The sequence below is a fragment of the Burkholderia sp. BE12 genome, assembly GCF_002959955.1.
Taxonomy (GTDB): Bacteria; Pseudomonadota; Gammaproteobacteria; order Burkholderiales; family Burkholderiaceae; genus Burkholderia.
Map to the genome: position 1 here is coordinate 48,971 of NZ_PREY01000025.1, position 17,307 is coordinate 66,277.

Sequence of the window (17,307 nt, forward strand, 5' to 3'; positions counted from 1 at the left end):
GTCACTGCACGAACGCACCGACCGTGAAGTACGGATTGCTCGTATCGGTCATGTCGAGGAACCCGAACACGCCGCCGGTGAACACGAACTTGCCGGTCGCCGGCCCCGACGCCGCATCCGCATGCACGGTCGTGACGACGCCCGGCACCTTTTGCGTGTAGTCGAGGTTCAGCGCGCGCGCGAGCGCGGCCTGCGACGCGTTGAACGGATCGAGCAGCGTGGCCTGCGCGCCGATCAGCGCGGTCGCGCGGTAGTTGAACGCGCTGTCGACGCCCGTGTACTCGCCGTTCTGCGAGCCCTGCGCGATCGCTGCTTGCGGACTCAGGATCGAAATACCCGATTCGTCGTCCGCGCTCGGCGGCCCTTGCGTGAGGTCCGCGTTCGCGGCGCCGGTGCGGATGAAGATCGGCACGAGCTGGTTGCGCAGCTTGCCGACGATCAGGATTCCCTTGCCGGCCTTCGCCGGATCGAGCGCGGCGAGCGTCGGCGGAATCTGCGGCTGGTAGTTGAGCGACTGGAATGCCGGCGCATCCGGGCGCAGCGTGAACGGCTGGTTCACGGTTGCGCTCGATGCAAGCGGCTGCCCGCCGTTCTTCTTGCCGAAGTTGTCGGTCTCGACGTAGCTGCCGTCCGCGTTGATCGTCACCTTCTGGTCGAGCGCCACCGGCTGGAAGTTCTGCGACGGCACCTGGTGATAGCCGAGCTGGTTGTACGTGCCGGCGATTTTCGTCAGGTCGGTTTCCAGCGACGAGAAGCTGATGAACGGGTAGTACGGGAACGTCGTCTTCGGGATCTTGCCGACGCCGATCACGCCGTCGAACTGGATCGTCGCTCCGGGAATCGCGCCGCCCAGCACGCCTTCGCCGAGGAACAGCCGCGCGGGCCGGCTCGGGTCGAGGCTCGCGTTCTGCATCCGGAACGTGCACTGGTTCAGCTTCACCGTCGGCAGCCCCGTTTCGTCCGCCAGCGTGCCGTCGACCACGTTCGCGGGAGCTGTGTCGCGGGTCGGCTGCACGGTACCCGTGGCGGTCGGCACCGGCGACGCGAGGTAGGTCATCCGGTACGTCATCTTCGTCGTGTCGAGCTGCACTTTCACGAGCTCGCCCGACCCGGAGCCGCCGATGAACACCGTGTTGTAGTCGATCGTCTGCGGGCACAGCCGGGCCACCGGCGCGGGCGGCGGGTCGCCGTCGCCGCCGCATGCGGCGAGCACGGGCGCGAGCGACGCCGCGGCCATCCATTTCTTCACATTCATAGGAATCCTCTTGAATATCGATTCGCCGGCGGCGACGCATGCGCCGCCGGTGTTCCGTGTTCAGTACGTCGTTACTGGACGAACGCGCCGACCGTGAAGAACGGGTTGACCTTGTTGTTGTTGACGACCATCGCGTAGACGTTGCCGGCCGTCACGAGCCAGCCCGTGTCGCCTTTGCTGAAGATCGCCACGTTGCCGGTCGCGCCCTTCGCGTTGAAGTCCTGCGTGGCGGACACCTTGATCTTGCCGGGCGTGGCCTGCGTATAGTCGAGCGCAAACTGCGAGGTCACCGACGACGTCTGTGGGTCGATGAATGCCGCGGTATTGCCCTGGAACAGCGTCGACGTGTAGTTGGCGGCGAGCGTCGATACCGCGGTGCCGTCGTTGCAGCTGCCTGCCTGCGCCAGGAAGAAGGTGCCGTCGAAGCTGCCGGGCAGATCCGGATGCGGCACGTTGTTGTTGAAGCTCGGGCCCGAAGTCGCGATCGCGAACGTCGCGGTGCTGGGTGCCACGACACCGCACGCGGATGCGCTCGTTGCGCCGATGAAGCCGCCTTTCAGAGAATTTGCCGCGACGGCGGCGGTCCGGGAAAGCATCGAGATCCCCACTTCGGCATCGGCAACCGACGCGAGCAGGTCACTCGCATCGATATGCGTGTAGCCCACACGAATCACGACCGGGACCAGCACGCCGTTCAGCTTGCCGACGATCATGATGCCCTTCGCCTGGCTGGGCGCCGCAATCACGATCGCCGAGCCCTGCCCCGCGAACGGATACACGACCGTGCCGAACTGGTTCGCCACCGCGTTGCTCACGAACACGTTGTCGGCCGACCCATCCGCATTCTTGCGCAACGCCCACGGCGCCCCGGTTGTCTGGCACGAGTAGTCGCTGCCTGCCGTGATGGTGCACGAGCCGTCGGCATTGAACGTCTGGTTCCAGTTGACGACATCGGGTTGCCACCCGACCGCCCCCGTGCTGCTCTGCGCGTTGCCGCCGACGGGCGACAGATGGATACCGAGTTCGTTGTAGTTGCCCGCGACCTTCGTGAAGTCGGTTTCCGTGTCGGTAAAGCCAATGAACGGATAGAAATCGAAGGTACGCGACGGCACCACGCCGAGCACGACGCCCGGGAACGGCTCGAGGCCGGCGAACGCAATCGTCGCCCCCGGAATCCCGCCGCCGACAACCCCGTTGCCGACGAACAGCATCGGCGGATCGGTGCGCTTGATCGTCACCGAATACGCGCCGTCGCTCGTCGCGCCGCTGTCGAGCACGAACGCGCAGCGGTTCTGCTCGGCGGTCGGAAGATTGGTCGGATGATGGAACGCGCCGCTGATCGTCAGGCCCGCGCGCGTATTGTTGACTTGCCCCGCCGAGGTCGGCACCGACGATTCGATGAACTGCATTTGATAGGTAAGCTTCGTCGTGTCGAATTTCACCTTCACGTATTCGCCGCTACCCGCACCGCCGGTGTAGGTTGTCGTGTAGTCGAGCGAATCCGGACACAGCTTCGTCACCACCGGCGGCGTCGTTTCCGCGCCGCTCGGCCCGCATGCGCTGCCCGAGCACTGCGGCACGTTGATCGGCCCCGGATCGTCGCCGCCGCCGCAACCGGCGACGAGCAACGGCAGCGCCAGCACCGCGCACGACAGGATCGCTTTCCGCCATTCAGGAATGCAAATCATCAACCCCTCCTTTTCAGGTACGACAAGTCTCGTCCGGCCAGGCTGCATGGCCCGCCGGTTGGTATCGCGCCGGCGCACGAAGGCGCGGCGCATGACGATGCACGCAAGACGGCCGCGATGCCGATCGGGCACATGCGGCACACGCCGCGGCGGCAGACGAGCGCGCTCCCGCGGCGCCGTCATGCGGCACGGCGCCGGCGGAACGATCGAAACGGAAAGTGGCTTGCCGCTACGGCTCGCCGCTACGGCTTGCCGCTACACGGCGAGGTGACGATGCAGCCACGCGACCTGCGTCGCGCCTGCATTCAGCGAAAAATCGGAAAACGGCAGTCCCGCTGGCCCCGCGGATAGGCGTCTCATGGTGTGGTCTCCATACGTACGCTTGATTCGTTATCGTGATGCGTCGTTTGTCGAGACTATGATCGGACCATTCCCACAAGTAAATGGATGCAGAGTTCCAAACGAATGAACCCGCGCGATCCTAGCGTTTGCACGGTATTTGACAGTTTTTCAAACAGCCTTCATTTTATTTGCTCAGACAAATACCCCGGCCGTGGAACACGCGTTTGAACGTCGACCGCCAATCCGCGCCGAGCCAAGCCGGCCGGCCTTCAGCGGCCCCCACGCATGTTGCGCCGCAACCTTACACGTCGATGATCGCGAGCGTGCCGTGGCTGCCGGGCAGCACCGCGTGGCGCGTGCCGGCGCGCGCGAGGTACATCTGCCCGGCCCCGACCACGACCGTTTCCGCGTCGACCTCGAGCATCAGCGTGCCGTCGAGCACCAGCAGCCCCTCGTCGTAGTCGTGCACTTCCGCTTCGTAAGGCTGCGCATCCATGCGCAGCACCTTGATCCGGGCCGGCCCCACTTCGCCGACGATCGTGGATTTCCATGCGCTAGCCTGCGCGTCCGCCACGGATTTGAAATCGATCAAGGACATGCGCTCCGCTCCGTATCATCGTGAAAGGAACGCATTATCGCGAGCGCCACGCGTGCCGTCCCGGTACGGCGCGACGGCCGGCGGACAGCACAGTCGGCCGGCCCGTCGGGCGGCCACGCGGCCGCTGCCCGGTTCGCGCAAAACAAGCCGGATTATTCGCGTCACTTAAACAAAACACCGAGTCATTGAGCGATATCACGGCAATTCACGCAAATCCGGCACCGACACTGCCCGGCCTTTCCACCAGAATGCATTTCGATCTGCCGATTGCTAATATGGCGGTCCCGCGATCCCGCACCACAATACCGTTCGACATGACGCCCGTTCGCCATGCCGTCCCCGGTCCCGGCCGCTTCGCAGCGGCGGCGGCGCCGGGCACGCGCGGCGCCCGCCGTCGCGCCGGGCGGCCGTGCCATCCGTGAGCATGCAACCGATCCTTTCCGTCTCCGACCTCTCCAAGACTTACGCGTCCGGCTTCCAGGCGCTGAAGCACGTGACCCTCGACATCCGCCCCGGCGAGATCTTCGCGCTGCTCGGGCCGAACGGCGCCGGCAAGACGACGCTGATCGGCTCGATCTGCGGCATCGTCACGCCGACCGAAGGCCGCGTGACGGTCGGCGGCCACGACATCCGCGATCAATACCGCGCGGCCCGCGAAATGATCGGCCTCGTGCCGCAGGAGCTGACCACCGACGCATTCGAAACCGTCTGGGCCACCGTGTCGTTCAGCCGCGGCCTGTTCGGCAAGGCGCCCGATCCCGCGTACATCGAGAAGACGCTGAAGGCGCTGTCGCTGTGGGACAAGCGCGACAACAAGCTGATGACACTGTCGGGCGGCATGAAGCGCCGCGTGATGATCGCGAAGGCGCTGTCGCACGAGCCGCGCATCCTGTTCCTCGACGAACCGACGGCCGGCGTCGACGTCGAGCTGCGCCGCGACATGTGGAAGCTCGTCGATTCGCTGCGCGAAAGCGGCGTGACGATCCTGCTGACCACGCACTACATCGAGGAAGCCGAGGAGATGGCCGACCGGATCGGCATCATCCTCGGCGGCGAGCTCGTGCTCGTCGAGGAAAAGCGCGAACTGATGCGCAAGCTCGGCAAGAAACAGCTCACCGTGCAGCTCGAACAGCCGCTCGCGGACGTGCCGCCCGCGCTCGCGCCGTTCGGGCTCGAACGCGCGGAAGACGGCGCCGCGCTCGTCTATACGTACGACTCGCAGCGCGACGACGCGAGCATCGCGAAGCTCATCAATGCGCTCGGCTCGGCCGGCATCGGCTTTCGCGACCTGCACACGACGCAGAGCTCGCTGGAAGACATTTTCGTCAGCCTGATCGACAACCGCCGCAACGGCGTGCAAGGAGCCTGACGCATGAACTGGCATGGAATCCGCGCGATCTACCGCGCAGAAATGGCCCGCACGCGCCGCACGCTGATGCAGAGCATCATCGCGCCGGTGATCTCGACGTCGCTGTATTTCGTCGTGTTCGGCTCGGCGATCGGCTCGCGCATCAGCGACGTGAACGGCATCGGCTACGGGTCGTTCATCGTGCCGGGCCTCGTGATGCTGTCGCTGCTGTCGCAGAGCATCTCGAACGCGTCGTTCGGCATCTACTTCCCGCGCTTCACGGGTACGATCTACGAGATCCTGTCCGCGCCCGTGTCTTACTGGGAAATCGTGATCGCGTACGTCGGCGCGGCCGCGTCGAAGTCGATCCTGCTCGGCGTGATCATCCTCGCCACGGCCGGCCTGTTCGTGCCGCTGCACATCCTGCATCCGTTCTGGATGGTGCTGTTCCTCGTGCTGACGGCCATCACGTTCAGCCTGTTCGGCTTCGTGATCGGCATCTGGGCCGACAGCTTCGAGAAACTGCAGCTCGTACCGCTGTTGATCATCACGCCGCTCACGTTCCTCGGCGGCAGTTTCTACTCGGTCGACATGCTGCCGCCCGCGTGGCGCGTGATCACGCTGTTCAATCCGATCGTCTACCTGATCAGCGGCTTTCGCTGGTCGTTCTACGGGATCGCCGACGTGCACGTGTGGATCAGCCTCGCCGCGACCGCGCTGTTCCTCGTGATCCTGCTCGCGATCGTCGCGTGGATGTTCCGCACCGGCTACAAACTGAAGAATTGACGCCGGCCGGCGTCACGCGCGCCGCCCGCCGATGACGCATTTGGGCAAGCAGGCGGCGTTTTTCCTCTGATGCGGCAGTTTGTGGTCGCGTCTACTGAATACGAAGCATCGGGGCCCTGGAGCATGCGCTGCGCGGCCCCTTTTTCATTTCAGAGGACGCCATGCCCGCCGCCACCGCTCCCGCCTCCGCCGCCGCCCGGCTCGAACGCCTGCCGTTCTCCGGCTATCACAAGCGGATCTTCTTCATCATCGCGATCGCGTTCTTCTTCGATTCGGTCGATCTCGGCACGATGACGTTCGTGCTCGGCTCGATCCGCAAGGAGTTCGGGCTGTCGACCGCGGCCGCCGGCCTCGTCGCGAGCGCGAGCTTCTTCGGGATGGTGCTCGGCGCGGCCGTCGCCGGCCTGCTCGCCGACCGCTTCGGCCGCCGGCCCGTATTCCAGTGGAGCATGGTGCTGTGGGGCGCCGCGTCGTACCTGTGCTCGACCGCGCAGAGCGTCGACGCGCTGATCGTCTACCGCGTGCTGCTCGGCATCGGGATGGGAATGGAGTTTCCGGTCGCGCAGACGCTGCTGTCCGAATTCGTGCCGGCCGAGAAGCGCGGCCGCCTGATCGCGCTGATGGACGGCTTCTGGCCGCTCGGCTTCATCACGGCCGGCATCGTCGCGTATTTCGTGCTGCCGCAATTCGGCTGGCGCACCGTGTTCGCGCTGCTCGCGATTCCGGCCGTGTTCGTGCTCGTCGTGCGGCGTATCGTGCCGGAATCGCCGCGCTGGCTCGAACATGCGGGCCGGCACGCGGAAGCCGACACGGTGATGCACGCGATCGAGGCAAAGGTGATGCGCTCGGCCGGCGTCGCGACGCTGCCGCCGCCGTCGCGGCTCGCCGAGCCGGCCGCCGCCCGTGGTCGCGGCGCGCTGCGCGAGATCTGGAGCGGCGTGTACCGCCGCCGCACGGTGATGGTGTGGCTGCTGTGGTTCTTCGCGCTGCTCGGCTTCTACGGCCTCACGTCGTGGCTCGGCGCGCTGCTGCAGCAGGCCGGCTTCGAAGTCACGAAATCGGTGTTCTACACGGTGCTGATCTCGCTCGGCGGCGTGCCGGGCTTCCTGTGCGCCGCGTGGCTCGTCGAACGCTGGGGTCGCAAGCCGACCTGCATCGCGTCGCTGATCGGCGGCGGCGCGATGGCGTACGCATACGGCCAGAGCGCGCTGTACGGCGGCAGCACGACGCTGCTGATCGTCACGGGCCTCGCGATGCAGTTCTTCCTGTTCGGGATGTGGGCGGCGCTGTACACGTACACGCCCGAGCTGTACGGCACCGGCGCACGCGCGACCGGTTCGGGCTTCGCGTCGGCGATCGGTCGCGTCGGCTCGCTGATCGGGCCTTACGTGGTCGGCGTCGTGTTGCCGGTGTTCGGCCAGGGCGGCGTGTTCACGCTCGGCGCGCTGTCGTTCGTCGCGGCGGCCATCGCCGTGTGGACCCTCGGGATCGAGACGAAAGGGCTCGCGCTGGAGCAACTGGCGGCAGGCGACGACGCGGGCGGCAGCGGACGGTATCCGGCGGCGGCGGCGGACGAGGCGTCCTGATCGCCGGGCGGGCTTCGAGCCCGTTTCGGGCCTGGTGGGCGTTCAGCGCCGTGCCCGGCCCGTTGCATGAACCGACCGGCTTCGCATCCGGTGGACGCTGCTAGTCTGGATCGACGGTTCGCGCGCGGACTACCTGCCGTCGCTCGCGCACATGGCGAGCGCGCTGCGCCGGATCCAGGCGCTCGATCTCGACATCATCCTGCCGATGCACGGCCCGGCGATCGCGCACGACATTCCGCGCGTGCTCGCCGGTGCGATCGCCCATTGCGAAGCCGCCGCCGCGTAAGCCGCGGCGGCGGTCATCCGGCAGCGTGCGGCAGCGTGCGGCCTCGGCCGGTCAGGCGTCGGCGACGACGAACTCTTCGGCCGCCTTGCGCTGGACCGCGGCCATTACGGCCAGTTCGCGCTTGCTGCGCGCGTCGCCGGACACGACGCCCGTCGCGTGCTTGGCCTTCGCACCCAGCGGGAAAAACACGAACGACGCGCCGGCCGGAGCCGCCGGCTCCGCACGCAGGCGTTTGTTCAGGATTTTCAGGTACTTCTTCTTCGAGACTTCCTTAGCAGCCATGGCGCCCTCCGCGTACACGTGACGCGGATCAGCATACCAGCTTTGCCGACGCGCTCCGTGACAGCGGTCGCGCGAATCGATCTGCTCTAAAATGGAACCCGCTTACGCGACCTGCCGCACCGCCCGCGGCCGCATGTCCTCATCGGAGCGCTTCCATGCATGTCGAGTTGTTCGCGCAGCATCACGCTTGCCCCGGCTGGCAGGGCGACATGGCCCGCCGCATTACCGCATTCGACTGGTCGGCCACCGGGCTGGGCCCGATCGACGGCTGGTCCGCCAGCCTCGTCGCGGCAGTCCGCACCGTGCTCGCCTCGCCGCTGCCGCTGGTGATGCTGTGGGGCCGCCCCGGCTACATGATCTACAACGACGCGTATGCCGGGTTCGCCGGCGGCCGCCATCCGTATCTGCTCGGTCAGCCGGTCGAACTCGGCTGGCCCGAAGTCGCCGATTTCAACCGCAACGTGATGAATACCTGCCTCGCCGGCGGCACACTGTCCTATCGCGACAAGGCCCTCGTGCTGCTGCGCAGCGGCCGCCCCGAAGACGTCTGGATGGATCTGCACTACAGCCCGCTGCCCGACGACGACGGCGCGCCGGGCGGCGTGCTCGCCGTCGTGGTCGAGACCACCGAGCGCGTGCTCGCCACGCGCCACCGCGATCGTGCGGAAGCCGCGCTGCAGGCATCCAATGCCGAGTTGCGCGACCTGACCGAAACGCTCGAACAGCGCGTGACCGACGCGATCGCCGAGCGCGCGGCGATCGAGGAACAGTTGCGTCACGCGCAGAAGATGGAAGCGATCGGCAGCCTGACCGGCGGCATCGCGCACGACTTCAACAACGTGCTGCAGGTGATCAGCGGCAACCTGCAGATCCTCTCCGTCGAACTCGGCGCGCATGCCAGCGCGCAGCCGCGGATCGAGAACGCGAACAACGCCGTGCGGCGCGGCGCGCAACTGGCGTCGCACCTGCTCGCGTTCGCGCGACGCCAGCCGCTTGCTCCGACCACGCTGAACCCGTGCCGGCTGATCGACGGCATGAACGAGATGCTGCACCACGCGCTCGGCGAGACGGTGCGGATCGTCTCCGCGCTGTCGCCCGACGTCGGCAACGTGCTGGCCGACCGGCACCAGCTCGAAAACGCCCTGCTGAACCTCGCGATCAATGCGCGCGACGCGATGCGCGGCGGCGGCACGCTGACGATCGCCGCGTACAACGGCACGCAGCCCGGCCCCGCGGCCGGCACGCGCCGCGCCCCGATGCCGCCCGGCGAATACGTGACGTTCGAGATCGCCGACACGGGTATCGGCATGACCGCCGACGTGCTCGAACGCGTCTTCGAACCGTTCTTCACGACCAAGCCGGACGGCGAAGGCACCGGGCTCGGGCTCAGCATGGTGTTCGGCTTCGTCAAGCAGAGCGGCGGCCACGTGTCGATCGACAGCACGCCCGGCCAGGGCACCACCGTGCGCCTCACGTTTCCGCGCTGCCACGAGGCGGCCGACGAGCCTGCCCGCACGCAGCAGCAGGATGCGGTGCGCGGCCGCGAAACGATCCTCGTCGTCGAGGACGATGCGGATGTCCGGCTGACGGTGGTCGACATGCTGGCTCAGCTCGGCTACACGGTCATCACGGCGTCCGACGGCGAAGCCGCGCTGCGCGTGCTCGACAGCGAGACGCCGATCGATCTGCTGTTTACCGACGTGATCATGCCGGGCCGCGTAAAGGGCAGCGAACTCGGACGCCGCGCCGCACTGCGCAAGCCGCCGTTGCCGGTACTGTTCACGTCCGGCTACACGCGCGACGAGATCTTCCACGCGGGGCGGCTCGACCCCGGCGTGATGCTGCTCGGCAAGCCGTACCGGCGCGACGAACTCGCCGCCCGGATCCGCGGCGTGCTCGATGCGCAGGCCGACGCGGCATGACGCGTTGCCGTTACGGCGCCCTCCGTCGTTTCGAGCGCCGCTGAATTTTTTTGCCCGCGATGTCGATTAGCGTCGCCGTCGCGCGTCGTATTGTCGTAACCGATCGTTTTGCCGTCGCACCGCCGGCAAGCGCCCTGTTCCCGTTCAAGGAGATACGACAATGCGCGTCATGGTCATCGTCAAAGCCACCGCCGATTCCGAATCCGGCCGCCTGCCCGACACCGACATGCTGGCCGCGATGGGCCAGTTCAACGAGGAACTGACGAAAGCCGGCATCCTGCTCGCCGCCGACGGGCTGCACCCGAGCAGCCGCGGCAAGCGCGTGCACTTTTCCGGCAAGCACCGCGCGGTCATCGACGGCCCGTTCGCCGAAACGAACGAACTCGTCGCCGGCTACTGGCTGTGGCAAGTGAAATCGATGGAGGAAGCCGTCGAATGGGTGAAGCGCTGCCCGAACCCGATGCCTGGCGACTCCGACATCGAGATCCGTCCGTTGTACGAGATCGAGGATTTCGGCGACGCATTCACGCCCGAGCTGCAGGAACAGGAAGCACGGATGCGTGCGGAGCCGACGCGCGGCAGAAGCCCTGAACGACCGGCGCGCGGCCGCGAACCGCAGGTGCCCGAACGCGCCGGTTGACGGAGCCCCACCGAGTAACGTATCGTTTTGTCACGTTAGTCGGTAGGGCTCCGCCATGCATTCCCGTTTCGACCGTTTCCGCTTGACCGCGCTCGGCGCCCAGCTCGAAGCGCTGATCGACCAGCCCGAGCGCTATCTCGAGTTCGCGGCGCTGTCGCGCGTCGGCGTCGCCGCGGTCGGCGCGATCCAGGACGAGATCGCGCGCACGTTCCCCGAAGTCGAAGCCGACACGACGGCCCGCCAGTTCTGCGGCGCGATGGTCGCCGACGTCATGCGCCGCCACGGCCACGAGGTCGTGCAGGCGCGCGGGCGGCTCGGCGGTGCGCTGTTCAGCTATGGCGCGGTATTCAGCGCGCACCCGCACCGGCTGCCGTTCGCCGACGTCGTCGCCGCGCTGGCTCGCATGCCCGAGCGGCTCGCCGCCTGTGCGGCGCATGTACCGGCGGTGCTGGCCACGCGCCGGCCGGCCGGCACCGGCTTCTCGCTCGTCGAACATGCGTGCCACCTGCGCGATCTCGATGCGGTGTTCGCCGCGCGCATCGACGCCGTGCGCACGGCCGAGCTGCCCATGATCGAGTCCGTCGACGGCACCGCGCTCGCCGCGCAACGCAACTATCTCGCGCAGCCGCTCGATCTCGCCGTCGCGGCGTTCGGCCGCGGTCGCGCCGCGCTGTGCGCGACCGCGGCCGCGCTGGAGCCGTCGCAACTCGCACGCTGCGGGCTGCGCGACGGCATCCGCCGCATGTCGCTCGACGAACTCGTGCGCGAGCTGCTCGATCACGACCGCACGCACATGCTCGAACTCGACGAACTGCTCGCCGAACTCGAATTGCCGCCGCTTCCTTCCGTGCACGCCGCATGATCCCGCCCGCACCCGTCGTCTTCATTCACGGTTTCATCGGCACGTTCGACGTGCGCGGATGGAACGGCCCGCATCTGCGCCCCGACCTGCTCGGCTACGGCGCGCATCGCGCCACGCCGCCCGACGCGATCTCGCTTGCCGCGCAGGTCGAGCACGTGCGGCAAACCGTCGATACGCACCTCGGCATGCAGCCGGTCGATGTCGTCGGCCATTCGGTCGGCGGCGCGATCGCGATGCTGTTCGCGCACGCGCACCCCGAACGCGTGCGGCGCATCGTCAACGTCGAAGGCAATTTCACGTTCGACGATGCGTTCTGGTCGGCATCGGTCGGCCGCATGACGCCGGGCGAAGCCGAGGCGATGCTCGACGGCCTGCGCGCGGCCCCGCTCGACTGGCTGCGCGGCGCGATCGACGCCCCGTCGCCGGGCCAGCTCGACGACGCACGCCGCTGGCTCGCGCATCAGCCGGCATCGACGCTGCGCGCGATGGGCCGCTCGGTGATCGAAACGACCGGCGCCGCGGGCTACCTGCCGGCGCTCGCGCAGGTGTTCGAGCGTCACCCCGTCTGGTTGATCGCCGGCGAACGCTCGCGCGCGGGCTGGCACGTGCCCGAGCATGCGCTCGCGCACTGCGCCGGCTTCGACACGATCGCCGGCTGCGGGCACCTGATCGCGGCCGAGCAGCCCGATGCGCTGCGCGCCGCCATCGCGCGCATCGTATGCAAGCCGTCCACCTGACAACCCGTAGGATTCGCCGAAATATGGTTGAAAGGCGCGGTTGCTAGAGTCGCCGGAACAGGGTTTTCCCGGCCTCGGGCCGGACTGGGTCGACACATGCAAGGATCGATGCGCCTGGCACGTACCTTCTGGCTGCTTCTGCTGCTCGCCGTCACGAGCCCTGCTTTCGCATTCCATGCGCGGGTCGTCGCGATCCCGAGCGCCGCGATGAGCGAGACGCTGAAGGCCACCATCGTGCTGCCCGACGATTACGCGCGCGACAACCACGGCGAACGCTACCCTGTCGTCTATCTGCTGCACGGCTCGGGCGGCGACCATACCGACTGGACGTCGAACACGCGCATCGCCGCGCTGGCCGACCGCTATCGCGTGATCCTCGTGATGCCCGACGGCGGGCATGAAAGCTGGTACATCGACAGCCCGTTCGATTCGGGCAGCCGCTACGAGACCTTCATCGGCGATGAAGTCGTGTCCTATGTCGACCTGCATTTCCGTACGATAGCGGCCCAGCACGCGCGCGCGATCACCGGGCTCAGCATGGGCGGCTTCGGCGCACTGCGCATCGCGCTCGACCGGCCCGACACGTTCGGCGCGGTCGGCAGCATCAGCGGCGCGGTCGATCCGCGCTGCTGCACGGACGAGCCGGGCATCGACCACGTGTTCGGCGATCCCGGCCGCCATCCGTCGTTCTGGAACCGCAACGTGATCGTCGAAAACGCGCGGGCGTTCGTGCGCGCACGTCTCGACCTGACGATCGATTGCGGCCGCGACGATGCGTTCGTCGGCTCGAACCGCACGCTGCATGAACGGCTCGTCGCGCTCGGCGTGCCGCACGACTATGCGGAGCGGCCGGGCGGCCATACGTGGGATTACTGGGCGAATGCGATCCGCTATCAGATGCGGTTTTTCGCGACCTCGTTCCAGCATCGCGGCTACGCGTCTCGTGCCGCGCCGTCCGCGCCGGGCATGACGCGCGCGGGCTGACGCACGGCTGCCCGTTACAGCGGCTGTCCTGCCGAAGGCCGCCAGGGCCTGACGTCGGAGATCGAAACGGGATGACGAACCGGCATGCCTGGCATGCGCGCCCGGCAAGAAGATGAATGCGCGTCGCTCGACGCGCGAAAAAGAGAAACGACGAAACCGTCAGTTGTCGTGCGTGGTGCTCGCGCCGACGATGCGATCGAAGAACTCCTGTGCACGCGCCAGCTCGTCGAGTGCGCGATCGAGACGCGACATCGCGCGTGCGTATTCGGCCGACGAGCCGTCGTCGTCGCCTTCGCCGCGCACCGCGCGAAATGCCTGATCCACGTTGCGCGTCGCTTCGACGAAGCGTTGTGCGGCCCGTGCTTCCTGCGAACAGATGTGGGTCGACATCGACACTCCTCCCTCGGGATTACAGTGTGAAGCACGCCGACGCTCAGTGTGCGTGGTACGCATGTCGGCGGCGTGAACCACGACCCGTCGCATTGTCGACGCATCGGCCGCCGCACCGCGCGCTTCGTGCCGATTGTCCCTCCGCGCTCGCCGATCCGCTACGGCGAGATTGCAACAAATTCTTGCGCGAACGACTTCGCGCGCGCCGTCACGCGCGCCCGACGCGCGGATGGGCCAGCCCGGCGAACGCGGCTGCCTCGCCCGGCGACAGGTCGAACAGATCGCCGGTGAGCTCGCGCGGATGCTCGACCGCCGGCCGGTGGCGCATGCGCGCGACATGCGCGGGCGCCACATACGCGGCCGCCGTTTCGATCGGCGGCACATCGAACAGATCGCGCGTGACGCCGCGCACGGCGTCCGTCGGCGCGCGGCCGCGCAAGCGCGCGACCAGCTCGACGAAACGATCGAAATCCCCCGCGCGCGTGGCCTTGTTCACTTCCGCGAGATCGCGTGCCTTCAGCACGCACGGCTGCGCAAGCCGCACGAAATACGGTGCTTCGAGCTCCACGGACAGCGCGAGCGGATAGCTCTTGCCCGTCTGCTCCTTCGCACGCCCGATGCAGTCGACCACGGCCGCTCCCTGCGCGACGCCCAGCGGCCTGCCGGTGCTCACGCTGCGCAGGTGGTCGGGAAACACGCGCAACTGCGTGCCGACCGTCAGCGCGGTGGACGACGCGCACACGAGCGCGTAGTGCTGCTCGCGACGCCGGCCCGACGGCAACGTCGAACGGCTGGCGATGAACGTATGCGGCGGCAAGGGCCGCACCTGCCCGCTTGCGTCGACCCAGGCGTTCCACAGCAGCGCGTCCTTGCGCTCGCCCGCGCGCGGGCGCGACGCGACCGGCGAAAACAGCGCGAGCAGCGAGCCCGTGCGATGCGCGGCGACTTGCGCGCTGCTGCCGAGCGGCTGGTTGATGCCCCACAGAAAACGCCCGCCCCCAAGCCGGCGCTCCCATTCCTTGCGGAGCACGACGGTCGGCAGTTCCTCGCCGGACTCGGTACCGATCTTGGTCCAGCAGAACGTGGGTGGGAGGTGTTTCAGTGTCATCACTTTCTCGGGATACAGCCTCGCTGCTGACAGCAAGCCCATTCAACAGCCGTAACTGTATAGGTATAATGCATCACATGGAAGCCCCGGACCAAGATTTTCCCGTTCAAGACCTGTTGCGCCGCCTGATGGCAGATACACGCTCGTCCAGCGAAATCGCGCGACTTTCCGGGGTCAGCCAGCCAACCGTGTCGCGCCTGCGGCTGTCGAACGGGCGCCGGCTGCGCCGCAGCGCGCCATTCAACAAGCTATGCAGTTTCTATGGTGTCGATACGGAGCCGTCGCGCCGCCGGTACAACGACCTGCTGCGCGACGCGATCGTCGACGCGTGGGACGGCTCGGACGAGCACGGCCGGGCGCTGCTGGTCGTGATTCAGGGGCTGAAGGATTTGCAGGCGAAGGCCGACGACGGGTGACGTCGTCGGCGTGCCCGGTCATTCATCGAGATTGAACGTGATCGGCACGCGCGCCCGTATCGGCGACGGCGCGCCGTTCTCCGCATGCGTGGCGCAGCGGCTCGCGAGCACCGCGTCGCGCGCCGCTGCATCGAGACGCGGATAGCCGCTGCCGGCTACGACACGCGCGGCGACCACCCGGCCTGACGCATCGGTTTCCAGCTCGACGAGCGCGGTGCCGTGCTCGCCGGTGCGCAACGACTGCGGCGGGTAGTCGGGTGGGGGCAGCGCACATTCGGGACGCGCGACGAAACGCGGCGTTGCGGGCGCCGGAGATGCCGGTAATTGGGCTTGTGTATGCGTGGCATCGGGTGTCGCATCGTCGCGTGGTGTGTCACGCCGCTCGTCGGCCGTCGCGGATGGCGCGGGCCGGGATGGTGCGGACGCATCGTGCGAGGGCGGCCTGGTTCGGTCGGATGCGGCCGGTTTGATCGCCGATGATTTGGCGCTCGCCGGCGAGCGGGATACGGACGCCGCGCGCTGCATCGCGCGCGACGCAGCCTTCGATTGCGTCGCGGAAGCCGCCATCGGCGACACCGCCGGTGGCGGCGCAATCAGCATCGCCACCATCACCTGACGTTGCACGGGCACGCTGCGCACGGCCGGTTCGCGTGCGAGCAGCATCAATACGCCCGCGTGCAGCACACAGGCCGCAGCGGCAGCCAATGCGATGCGCGGGCCGCGCGGGCCGGCGCGATCGTCGACGATCCTGCGCGCCCCGCTCGTCTGTCGCATGCTGAAAGCAGCGGTCCGCATCATGCTCTCCGTCCAGCGTTCGGCCGTCCTTGCACGCGCCAATCGCGCCGAGGATATTAAGAGGACTGCGTATCGACCCTTCCGATATCCATCGCGTCGCGCCGCCTCAGTCGCCGCTGCCGCCGTCCCGGCCGTGCCCCGTCAGCCGTCGCACGCCGCGCCGCATTGCGCGAGCGAATTCTCCTTGCTGCGAAAAACCAGCGGCTGTTCGTCGCGCGGCGCCCGACGTCGCGCGAACTGCACGGCCTGTTCGATCTGATCGTGATGCGCGGACTTCGCGCACACCGGATCGGCCTCCTTCGGATCGCCGGCCAGCAGGTAGGCCTGGCATCGGCAACCGCCGTGATCCGCATGACGCTCGTCGCACGTGCGACACGGCTCTCTCATCCAGTCTTCGCCGCGAAACGCGTTGAACGCATCGCTGTCGTACCAGATTTCCCGCAGCGACCGGTCGCGCACGTTCGGCAGCGCGAGCCCCGGCAGCGACCGAGCGGCATGACACGGCAGCGCGGTGCCGTCCGGTGCGACGCCGAGGAACACCGAGCCCCAGCCGTTCATGCAGGCCTTCGGGCGGCGCTCGAAATAGTCGGGCACGACGAACAGGATCTTGCAGCGCTCGCCGATCAGCTTGCGATAGCGATTGACCGTTTCCTCGGCCTCGCGCACCTGCTCGACGGTCGGCATCAGCTGGTCGCGATTGAGCATCGCCCAGCCGTAGTACTGCGTGTTCGCGAGCTCCAGGTAATCGGCGCCGAGATCGAGCGCCATCTCGATGATCTGCCCCACGTGCGGCAGGTTGTAGCGATGCAGCACGCAGTTGAGCACCATCGGGTAGCCATGCGCCTTGATCAGCCGCGCCACGTCGCGCTTCAGTTCGAACGTGCGCGTGCTGGTCAGGAAATCGTTCAGCTCGCGCGTCGAATCCTGCAGCGACAACTGGATGTGGTCGAGCCCGGCGGCCTTGAGCCGCTCGATGCGCGCGACGTTCAGCCCGATGCCCGACGTGATCAGGTTCGTATAGAAGCCGAGCCCGCGCGCATGCGCGACGAGCATCTCGAGGTCGCCGCGCTGCAGCGGCTCGCCGCCCGAGAAGCCGATTTGCGCGGCGCCGAGCGCGCGCGCATCGCTGATGACCGTGCGCCATGCGTCGGTGTCGAGTTCCGCGCCGTGCGTCGCGAAGTCGATCGGGTTGTAGCAGAACGCGCAGTGCAGCGGGCAGCGGTACGTGAGTTCCGCGAGCAGCCACAGCGGCGCGGAAGGACGGGAAGTGTCGGGCGTCATG

Annotated in this window: 19 protein-coding genes; 11 read left to right on the forward strand and 8 right to left on the reverse strand. The window is 67.6% G+C overall.

Translation table 11 applies throughout. From position 1 onward, the window contains the following. Window position 1: 1 nt before the first annotated feature. The 3 genes from C4B30_RS25015 to C4B30_RS25025 form a co-directional block, all read right to left on the reverse strand. A complete protein-coding gene (locus tag C4B30_RS25015) occupies window positions 2-1,255 on the reverse strand; it encodes a DUF2957 domain-containing protein (RefSeq protein WP_089500527.1) in 1,254 nt (417 codons plus the stop codon). 71 nt (window positions 1,256-1,326) lie between these two features. Continuing rightward, on the reverse strand, window positions 1,327-2,943 hold the full coding sequence (locus tag C4B30_RS25020; RefSeq protein ID WP_089500528.1) for a DUF2957 domain-containing protein: 1,617 nt from the start codon (window positions 2,941-2,943) through the stop codon (window positions 1,327-1,329). A 643-nt stretch (window positions 2,944-3,586) separates the two neighbouring features. After that, window positions 3,587-3,883, reverse strand: a complete 297-nt coding sequence (locus C4B30_RS25025) for a cupin domain-containing protein (RefSeq protein WP_089500529.1) — start codon at window positions 3,881-3,883, stop codon at window positions 3,587-3,589. A gap of 424 nt (window positions 3,884-4,307) precedes the next feature. Between C4B30_RS25025 and C4B30_RS25035 the strand changes: the two genes are divergently transcribed. The 4 genes from C4B30_RS25035 to C4B30_RS36100 all read left to right on the forward strand — a co-directional run bounded on the left by C4B30_RS25035 (window position 4,308) and on the right by C4B30_RS36100 (window position 7,889). Then, the gene (locus C4B30_RS25035; protein ID WP_027781348.1) at window positions 4,308-5,252 is read left to right on the forward strand and encodes an ABC transporter ATP-binding protein; all 945 of its coding nucleotides are present in this window, start codon (window positions 4,308-4,310) and stop codon (window positions 5,250-5,252) included. A 3-nt stretch (window positions 5,253-5,255) separates the two neighbouring features. Then, complete coding sequence (locus C4B30_RS25040) at window positions 5,256-6,017, forward strand: ABC transporter permease (RefSeq protein ID WP_027781349.1); 762 nt, start codon at window positions 5,256-5,258, stop codon at window positions 6,015-6,017. A 161-nt stretch (window positions 6,018-6,178) separates the two neighbouring features. Continuing rightward, the gene (locus tag C4B30_RS25045) at window positions 6,179-7,603 is read left to right on the forward strand and encodes an MFS transporter (protein WP_089500530.1); all 1,425 of its coding nucleotides are present in this window, start codon (window positions 6,179-6,181) and stop codon (window positions 7,601-7,603) included. Between the two features lie 151 nt (window positions 7,604-7,754). Then, entirely contained in the window at window positions 7,755-7,889 is a 135-nt protein-coding gene (locus tag C4B30_RS36100) for a hypothetical protein (protein WP_256980665.1), read from the forward strand. 51 nt (window positions 7,890-7,940) lie between these two features. Here C4B30_RS36100 and C4B30_RS25055 read toward each other — a convergent pair whose 3' ends face one another. After that, window positions 7,941-8,171: a hypothetical protein gene (locus tag C4B30_RS25055; protein ID WP_011547073.1), complete on the reverse strand. Its 231-nt coding sequence runs from the start codon at window positions 8,169-8,171 to the stop codon at window positions 7,941-7,943. Window positions 8,172-8,326: 155 nt separating this feature from the next. Here C4B30_RS25055 and C4B30_RS25060 point away from each other — a divergent pair, with 155 nt between their 5' ends. The 5 genes from C4B30_RS25060 to C4B30_RS25080 all read left to right on the forward strand — a co-directional run bounded on the left by C4B30_RS25060 (window position 8,327) and on the right by C4B30_RS25080 (window position 13,316). After that, on the forward strand, window positions 8,327-10,093 hold the full coding sequence (locus tag C4B30_RS25060; protein ID WP_089500531.1) for an ATP-binding protein: 1,767 nt from the start codon (window positions 8,327-8,329) through the stop codon (window positions 10,091-10,093). A gap of 160 nt (window positions 10,094-10,253) precedes the next feature. After that, window positions 10,254-10,733 carry a YciI family protein gene (locus C4B30_RS25065; RefSeq protein WP_089500532.1) on the forward strand — a complete coding sequence of 160 codons (480 nt, stop codon included), beginning with the start codon at window positions 10,254-10,256 and terminating at the stop codon, window positions 10,731-10,733. A 55-nt stretch (window positions 10,734-10,788) separates the two neighbouring features. Further along, window positions 10,789-11,595, forward strand: coding sequence for a DinB family protein (locus C4B30_RS25070; protein WP_089500533.1), 807 nt, complete (start codon window positions 10,789-10,791; stop codon window positions 11,593-11,595). Then, window positions 11,592-12,332 (forward strand): alpha/beta fold hydrolase, encoded by a 741-nt coding sequence (locus tag C4B30_RS25075; protein ID WP_089500534.1) that lies wholly within the window; start codon window positions 11,592-11,594, stop codon window positions 12,330-12,332. The genes C4B30_RS25070 and C4B30_RS25075 overlap by 4 nt, the downstream gene beginning before the upstream one ends. 108 nt (window positions 12,333-12,440) lie before the next feature. Continuing rightward, window positions 12,441-13,316, forward strand: coding sequence for an alpha/beta hydrolase (locus C4B30_RS25080; RefSeq protein WP_179235077.1), 876 nt, complete (start codon window positions 12,441-12,443; stop codon window positions 13,314-13,316). Between the two features lie 159 nt (window positions 13,317-13,475). Here the strand turns inward: C4B30_RS25080 and C4B30_RS25085 are convergent, their stop codons facing one another. Together C4B30_RS25085 and C4B30_RS25090 are read right to left on the reverse strand one after the other, a co-directional pair. Continuing rightward, a complete protein-coding gene (locus C4B30_RS25085; protein ID WP_027781357.1) occupies window positions 13,476-13,706 on the reverse strand; it encodes a hypothetical protein in 231 nt (76 codons plus the stop codon). A gap of 208 nt (window positions 13,707-13,914) precedes the next feature. Beyond that, window positions 13,915-14,814, reverse strand: a complete 900-nt coding sequence (locus tag C4B30_RS25090) for a hypothetical protein (protein ID WP_089500536.1) — start codon at window positions 14,812-14,814, stop codon at window positions 13,915-13,917. Between the two features lie 77 nt (window positions 14,815-14,891). Here C4B30_RS25090 and C4B30_RS25095 point away from each other — a divergent pair, with 77 nt between their 5' ends. Beyond that, window positions 14,892-15,230, forward strand: a complete 339-nt coding sequence (locus tag C4B30_RS25095; RefSeq protein WP_012339501.1) for a helix-turn-helix domain-containing protein — start codon at window positions 14,892-14,894, stop codon at window positions 15,228-15,230. Window positions 15,231-15,248: 18 nt separating this feature from the next. Here the strand turns inward: C4B30_RS25095 and C4B30_RS36105 are convergent, their stop codons facing one another. Next, a complete protein-coding gene (locus C4B30_RS36105) occupies window positions 15,249-15,755 on the reverse strand; it encodes an energy transducer TonB (RefSeq protein WP_227789705.1) in 507 nt (168 codons plus the stop codon). Between C4B30_RS36105 and C4B30_RS35410 the strand changes: the two genes are divergently transcribed. After that, a complete protein-coding gene (locus C4B30_RS35410; protein ID WP_158683528.1) occupies window positions 15,697-15,846 on the forward strand; it encodes a hypothetical protein in 150 nt (49 codons plus the stop codon). The two genes, C4B30_RS36105 and C4B30_RS35410, sit on opposite strands and share 59 nt — an antisense overlap. A gap of 320 nt (window positions 15,847-16,166) precedes the next feature. Here the strand turns inward: C4B30_RS35410 and pqqE are convergent, their stop codons facing one another. After that, entirely contained in the window at window positions 16,167-17,306 is a 1,140-nt protein-coding gene (gene pqqE, locus C4B30_RS25105) for a pyrroloquinoline quinone biosynthesis protein PqqE (RefSeq protein ID WP_089500538.1), read from the reverse strand. Window position 17,307: the final 1 nt, after the last annotated feature.